The organism is Nocardioides sp. Z13_37, from assembly GCF_058355585.1.
On the sequence record NZ_JBZGDV010000006.1, the window covers coordinates 298,862 to 305,555 of the forward strand.

Genomic DNA, 6,694 nt, shown 5'->3' on the forward strand with positions numbered 1-6,694 from the left:
ATCTGGAGTCTGACTCCAAGTCAACCGCGTCCCGACCCCTACGCCAAGCGCCCATCCTCAACCGGACGGAGTTCGCGGGAGCAGGCCGTCGAGGAGCACCAGGCCGGCCTCGATGACCGCGCGCTCGACCTGCTCCGGCGACATCGCCAAGGTGTCGCGGCGCAGGGCGAGGGCGGCGACGCCGTTCCACGAGCCGAACAGGAAGTAGGACATGAGCTCGGGGTCGACCTGCCGGATCGCGCCGGTCTCGACGGCGTCGCGGATGCTCTGCTCGAACTCGCGGCGCAGCTCGCCGAACCGCGCCACGACCTCGTCCTCGACCGGGCTGCCGGGCCCGCGCTCGCCGGTCACGGCCAGGTACTTCACGACCGCCGGGTGGTCGAGCAGCAGGCGCAGGTAGGCCGCCCCCACCCCGGCGAAGCGTTCCAGCGGCGACACCTGCGCGGCGTACGCCGAGCGCAGCGCCTCGGTCGCCACCCCCAGGACCCGCTCGGTGACGGCTGCCAGGAGCCCGTCCTTGGTGCCGAAGTGCACGTAGACCGAGGCAGGCGAGATCCCCGCCTGAGCGGCGACGTCCTCGACCCGGATCTCCTCCGGAGCCCGCTGCGAGAGCAGCAGCTCGGCCGCGTCGAGCGCGAGCGTGCGCGTGCGCTCCCTCCGACGCGACCCGCGGGCGGCGGCGGGGTCGACGGGGTCGACGGGGGTTCGCGACGGGGGCTCCTCGTTCACCCGGCCACCCTAGGGCCGAGGCCGCCGGCCGCGCCGTCGTTAGACTCCGGTCGTGAGCGCTGGGGGCCCGATCTGGCGGCAGCCGGGCATGGCGCCGCTCATGGCGATGTCGTGCGCCGGGTTCTCCGGCTACGCGATCCTGCTGACAGTCGCGCCGCTGTGGGCGGTCGAGGGCGGCGCGGGCACCGGCGGTGCCGGGCTCGTCAACGGCGTGCTGCTGCTCTTCACCGTGCTCACCCAGCTCTTCGTCCCCCGCGCGCTGCGCACCCTCGGGTGGGCGCCGGTGCTCACCGCGGGACTGCTGCTGCTCGGCGTCCCCGGAGTGCTGCTGACGCTGAGCGACGACCTCGGCGTGGTCCTGGCGGTGTCGGCGGTGCGCGGCGTGGGCTTCGGCGTCCTCACCGTCACCGGCAGCGCCGCCGTCGCGGGGCTCGTGGGCGCCCGGCGCCGCGGGGAGGCGATCGGGGCCTACGGCCTCGCCGTCGCGGCGCCCAACCTGGTGCTCCTGCCGGCCGGACCCTGGATCGCGGAGAGCCTGGGCTACTGGGTGGCGTTCGTCGTGAGCGCCCTCCCCGTCGCCGGGATCCCGGCCGCGCTGCGCCTCGCCTCGGCACTGCGCCCCGACGTGCAGGAGCCGGAGCCGGGGACGACCGGATCCGCCGACCCGCGCGACCCGGCGGCCGCGGCGTACGTCCGGCTGCTGCGCCCGATGCTGCTGCTGCTCGCGGTCACGCTGGCCGGTGGGGCGTTGGTGACGTTCACGCCCCAGATGGTCGACAGCTCGTCGGTCGCGGCGGGCGGCCTGCTCCTGATGGGGCTCGCGTCCGCGCTCAGCCGCTGGCGGATCGGCGTGCTCGCCGACCGCCACGGGGTCCACCGCCTGCTCGTGCCGTTGGTGCCGCTGACCGGGGTGGGCATGGCGCTCGTGGCGTGGTCGGTCGCGGACTCCGACGGCGCGCGGGTCGGCTCGTTCCTGGTCGCGATGCTGCTGGTCGGCCTGTCCTACGGCGGCCTGCAGAACCTCACCCTGCTGATGTCGTTCACCGCCGTCTCGCGCCGCCACCACCACCTCGCCAGCGCGGTGTGGAACGTCGGCTTCGACGCGGGGACGGCGCTGGGCTCGGTGGCCGTGGGCGTGATGGCCGAGCTCACGTCGTTCACCACCGCGCTCCTGGTCGCGGGTGCCATCGCCGTGGCGACGCTCCCTCTCGCGCTGCGCCGGCCCGTGGTCGCCTAGGGTCGGCGCATGAGCGTTCCGAAGGTGATCCTGCGCGGCGGCCCGGCCGACGGGCAGGTCGCCTCGTGCCCCGTCCCGGGCGAGCCGCTGTCGGTCGAGGACGTGGGCGGCGGCTCGATCACCTACGTCGACGCCGGGCGGTCCGAGGAGCTCGACGGCACCACGCTGCGGGTCTACGAGCCCCGGCGCTGACCCACGTCACGCCGCCAGGGTGAAGAGCGCTCGCGCCAGCTGATCCTCGGCGGGGCTGCGACTGCTCCCGGTCGGCACCCGTCGCGTGCCGCTGTGGTCGACGAGGTAGGTCGCCCCGTGCGGGTCGCGCCACACGTAGAGGCCCGGGAACGGCTGCCGCACCTGCCAGCCACCGTGTGTCTTGATGCGGTGGTGGAAGCCCGTCATCGGTCCGTAGTTGCCCACCCTCGACTGTCCCGGCGGCCCCGCTCGGCGGAAGGGCACGGTGTGGTCGATCTGCTGGGTGCGGGAGGTGCTGACTCCCCACGGGAAGGTGTCGGCCGGCGTCATGAGATGCACGGCCCGACGATGTCGGTCGGGGATCTCGTAGGCGTCCACGGGCGCCTGGCCAGCGAGGTCCAGGACCGGCCTCACGGTGAAGCGTGCGCGCGGGCCGAGATGGCGACGGAGCCACTCCTCGGTGACCGGCCCGTGGCCCTCGACGCGGGCGGTGCCGGTCGGCTCGGGGCCGGCGTAGGTGTGCACGTGGAGGGTGACGGTCGGCAGGAGCCTGGACCAGTCGACCTCGGGGCGCTCACCGGTGCACCCGGGACGGTCGCGCCAGGCGAGGAAGGACTCGATGAGGGCGACGGCCTCGTGCGGGTTGGCCAGGACGGCGATCGCCTTGACGCGCCTGGCCTCCACGTCGTCGGCGTCGCCAAGTGCCTGCAGGATGTCGGCGATCCACTGCACGCGGGCGTCGAGCAGCGCGACGACAGGGAACGGCGCCCGGACGAAGAAGCCCCGCATGCCGCTGTCGGTGGAACGGGTGGGACGGGCTACCTGGCGCTCCGCGTTGGCCCGCTCCTCACGGTCGGCCGCCTCGGGGTCGCTGGCGACCACGAGACCCGTGACCAGGTCCTCGAAGCGGGACCACGGGATGCGCCCGTCGGCGGACTCGGCGGCGCGCTCGTCGACGTAGGACGCCTGCTCGACGGTCAGGTCGCGCGTGCGCCGCGCGACGAAGCGGGCGTAGGACGCCTTCACCTCGAGCGCCTCGACGCGGCGCCAGAGCTGCGGGAGCCGGATCACCAGGTCGAGCGCATCGGCCATCAGCGAGTGGGCCGAGCCCGTCGAGATGCCGATCCGCGCTCCCAGCGCCGCAGCCGCGAACTCGGACACGTCCGGCGTCCCCACGCCGCCGAACCGCCTGATCCGCTCACGTCCGGGCAGAGAGCCGACTGCGGGGTCGATCGTGTCGGGGGCGTGCAGGATCGCCACCTGCAGCGCGATCCGGAGCATCTGCGCCTCGCACTCGCGCTGCATGCGCGCGACCTCGTCGGCGTGATCGAGGAGCTCGGCCTCGGTCAGCTCGTCGAGAGCGGTGGTCAGGTGCATGCCACTACTCAATCAGGAGGGTCCGACACTGGCTGGCCGGTGAGGCGGGGGTCGCGCGGGGGCATTTCGCCGCGTCTGGGACACCCGTGGCGGGCTACGAATCGCGATCGTGACCTGGATCGAAAGGACCTACCACCGACGCCGTCGACAGGCCGCCCTCGGGCGGTTGACCCCGGTCGAGTACGAGTTGATCATGACCACACCCGCCACCCAGGCGGCCAAACCGAACCTGTCACCAGTCCGTGCAGCAGACCGAACGACTCCGGGAGGTCGCGCCACTGGCAACCGGTCTGGGCGATGTACAGCATCGCGTCCACCACGCCCGAAGGTCATGGGCGTGCCTGCGACCGCGCTTGCCCGGCGCGTTGAAGACAGGCTCTAGCAGGTCCCCCTGCTCATCGGTCAGCTCACTTGGTACGGCATGCCCCGCACGGTGACGACACCACTCGTCCAGACAATCGGGACACACTCAGTCAGTCCGACTGGGCTGCGACATGGGACTCGACCTTGCGAAGACTGACAGCGGCCATCGCTGCGACGGCTGCCATGACGACTGCACTCACCCACGCCGCGGCTCCGAACCCGTCCATGAAGGCCGACGTGGCAGTCGCGACGAGCTCGCTGCCGGCCCCGGCCGGCAGGGCGCTTCCCATATCGACGGCTGCGGCCAGTGTCTCTGGCGGGGCGCTGACACCGGCGTCGGCGTACTGGTCACCGGCGCGCTCCGAGCTGAAGAAGGCGGCGCCGATGCTGCCGAGTGCTGCGATGCCAAGGGCAACCCCCAGCTCCGTGCTGGTCTCACTTAATGCGGAAGCCGCGCCCGCCTTCGCGGGCGGCGCCACGCCGACGACGAGCTCGGTGCCCAAGGCTGTCGTCGCCCCGACTCCGGCGTAGATGAGCACGAAGCCGCCGACGACCAGCGGGACGTCGGCGGCTGTCCGCACCTGCGCCAGCACCACGAACCCGACGCCAGACATGGCGAGTGCCGCCACGACGACGTGTCCGGGCCGGACCATGCGGGCCACCAACGGAGCCAGGAGCGACGTGACGACCAAGGCGATGGCGGCCGGCATCAGCAGCACGCCGGCTTCGACCGCCGAGCGGTGGGCGACGAGCTGCAGGTACTGGGTGATGAAGAGGTAGGTCCCGCCGACCGTCCCGACGCTGACGAGCAGGATTGCGAGAGCCCCGCGGAGGGCCGGATTCGCGAACAGCTGGAGGTCTACCAGCGGGTCGTCGAGCCGTCGCTGCCGGCGCACGAAGAGGATCCCGAGGGTCAGGCCGAGCAGGATCGCGCAGAGTGGAACAGCACCGACACCGTCTGTGGAGAGCTCCTTGACCCCGAGGGCGAGCGCAAGCATGGTCGGGACCGCCAACGCGACGCTGATCAGGTCGACCCGGCCCGTCGCCGCCGCGTCGCGAAACTCGGGCAGGATCGGCGCCGCGATGAGCAGCAGCGCCATGACCGGCACGCCGAGCAGGAACACCGAGCCCCACCAGAACGACTGCAGCATCAAGCCACCGGCGATGGGGCCCAGGGCGATCCCCACTGAGAACATCGTCGCCCAGACGCCGATGGCGAGACCTCGTTGACTCGGGTCGCGGAACATGTTGCTGATCAGCGCGAGCGTGGACGGCATGAGGGTGGCTCCGGCGATGCCCATGGCGGCGCGGCTGACGATCAGCATCTCGGCTGAGGTCGAGAACGCGGCGGCGGTCGAGGCCACGCCGAACGCCGCAGCCCCGAACACGAGCAGGCGCCGGCGGCCCACGCGGTCGCCGAGAGCGCCCATCGTCACCAGGAACCCGGCGATCATGAACCCATAGATGTCGACGATCCAGAGCAGTTGAGACGTCGACGGCCGCAGGTCTGCGTCCAGGTGCGGCACGGCGAGGTGCAGCACGGTGATGTCGAGGGAGAGCAGGAGCGTCGGGAGCGCCAGGACGGCCAGGCCGAGCCACTCCCGAGTGCCCGCGCGAGGAGAGGCGGTGGTGGCGCAAAAGGACATACAGTGATCGTCGGTCAATATGCGCCACGTCATAAGTACCCACCATTTAGTGGGGTACTGACCCGAAGGGAACTGACCCATGGCTGACCACGACTGGTCCTACACGTGCGGGCTCGACGCCGCCCTCGACGTCGTCGGCGGCAAGTGGAAGCCGTTGATCCTCTGGGAGCTCAAAGAGGGTCCCCAGCGATTCAACGCGTTGCACCGTTCGCTCGAGGGCATATCCCAGAAGATGCTCACCCAGAACCTCCGCGAGCTGGAGCAGCGTGGCGTCGTGCATCGGGAGAGCTTCCATGAGGTCCCGCCGCGGGTGGAGTACTCCATGACGCCGGCCGGCGAGAAGCTCCTCACCGCCTTGGACCCGCTGAGCGACTGGGCCGAGGAGCACGTCGACCTGATCGTGTCGACCCAGCCGAGCTGACGCAAGCTCAGCCAGCCACGACGACCACAGCGAGTGAGCCGACGGCACCGTGTCACCGCTTGTGCCCGACGCGCTCATCAGATCCTCGAACTGACGTGAGCCATGAATCGAAGCAGGGCTCTGACGTGCGGTTGTGCAGATCAGAGCCCTGTTCTACTCGGTCGGGCTGACAGGAATTGGACCTGCGACCCCTTACCCCCAGTGCGTGGCATCTCGCGCTCGACTACCGGTTGCGAGCGTGAAACGACCTCACGCCAAGTCATCTGAGGTCATCTCGACCCCGCTCACCGATGCCGCTTTGGACCCCAATCGGTTCCAGGTTGGACCCTAAGAAGTCGGTCTACTGCGGGGTCCCTATCGGCGCCGCCGGTGACCGGATCTGGCGCGATGAGTGCACGCATTCTCGTTCGGCGATCCGCACTAGCCTCAGTTCGTGTCCCAGAAGTCAGATCGCCAGCAAGCGCGCGAGGCGGTGGCGGCCTACCAGGAGGCGGAGCTCGCGGAACTCGTCGCGCGCGTAGCGGAGGCGATTGACCGGTTCCGCAGCGGCGAACTCAACGTCTTCGACGTAGACGAGGTCTTGTTCCAGTACTCACGCGCAGCGAAAGAACTCTGGAAGTTCTGCAACACCCACACGGTCGAACTGCGACACTCCGGCTCCCCTTTGTTGTCAACCGGTGGTCTGCGGGGTCCTCGGCCCGGCAGTCTTCCGCGAGCGTTGATGCGGTT

At 70.8% G+C, this 6,694-nt stretch carries 7 protein-coding genes and 1 pseudogene; 5 read left to right on the top strand and 3 right to left on the bottom strand.

The window, feature by feature from the left end:
• Positions 1-57 precede the first annotated feature (57 nt).
• A complete protein-coding gene (locus tag AC4H2S_RS15840; protein ID WP_491497936.1) occupies positions 58-729 on the bottom strand; it encodes a TetR/AcrR family transcriptional regulator in 672 nt (223 codons plus the stop codon).
• A gap of 52 nt (positions 730-781) precedes the next feature.
• Here AC4H2S_RS15840 and AC4H2S_RS15845 point away from each other — a divergent pair, with 52 nt between their 5' ends.
• On the top strand, positions 782-1,966 hold the full coding sequence (locus AC4H2S_RS15845) for an MFS transporter (RefSeq protein WP_491497937.1): 1,185 nt from the start codon (positions 782-784) through the stop codon (positions 1,964-1,966).
• 9 nt (positions 1,967-1,975) lie between these two features.
• Positions 1,976-2,158 (top strand): hypothetical protein, encoded by a 183-nt coding sequence (locus tag AC4H2S_RS15850; RefSeq protein ID WP_491497938.1) that lies wholly within the window; start codon positions 1,976-1,978, stop codon positions 2,156-2,158.
• A gap of 6 nt (positions 2,159-2,164) precedes the next feature.
• Here the strand turns inward: AC4H2S_RS15850 and AC4H2S_RS15855 are convergent, their stop codons facing one another.
• Positions 2,165-3,535 (bottom strand): DUF222 domain-containing protein, encoded by a 1,371-nt coding sequence (locus AC4H2S_RS15855; protein WP_491497939.1) that lies wholly within the window; start codon positions 3,533-3,535, stop codon positions 2,165-2,167.
• 67 nt (positions 3,536-3,602) lie between these two features.
• On the opposite strand from AC4H2S_RS15855, the pseudogene AC4H2S_RS15860 reads away from it, so the two are divergent.
• Positions 3,603-3,752: pseudogene (locus AC4H2S_RS15860) on the top strand (IS3 family transposase); the annotation flags it as partial.
• Positions 3,753-4,008: 256 nt separating this feature from the next.
• Here the strand turns inward: AC4H2S_RS15860 and AC4H2S_RS15865 are convergent.
• Positions 4,009-5,562, bottom strand: a complete 1,554-nt coding sequence (locus tag AC4H2S_RS15865; RefSeq protein WP_491497940.1) for an MFS transporter — start codon at positions 5,560-5,562, stop codon at positions 4,009-4,011.
• 61 nt (positions 5,563-5,623) lie between these two features.
• On the opposite strand from AC4H2S_RS15865, the gene AC4H2S_RS15870 reads away from it, so the two are divergent.
• Positions 5,624-5,965 (top strand): winged helix-turn-helix transcriptional regulator, encoded by a 342-nt coding sequence (locus AC4H2S_RS15870; RefSeq protein ID WP_491497941.1) that lies wholly within the window; start codon positions 5,624-5,626, stop codon positions 5,963-5,965.
• Between the two features lie 433 nt (positions 5,966-6,398).
• Positions 6,399-6,694: hypothetical protein (locus tag AC4H2S_RS15875; protein WP_491497942.1), on the top strand; the 296-nt coding region annotated here is incomplete at its 3' end.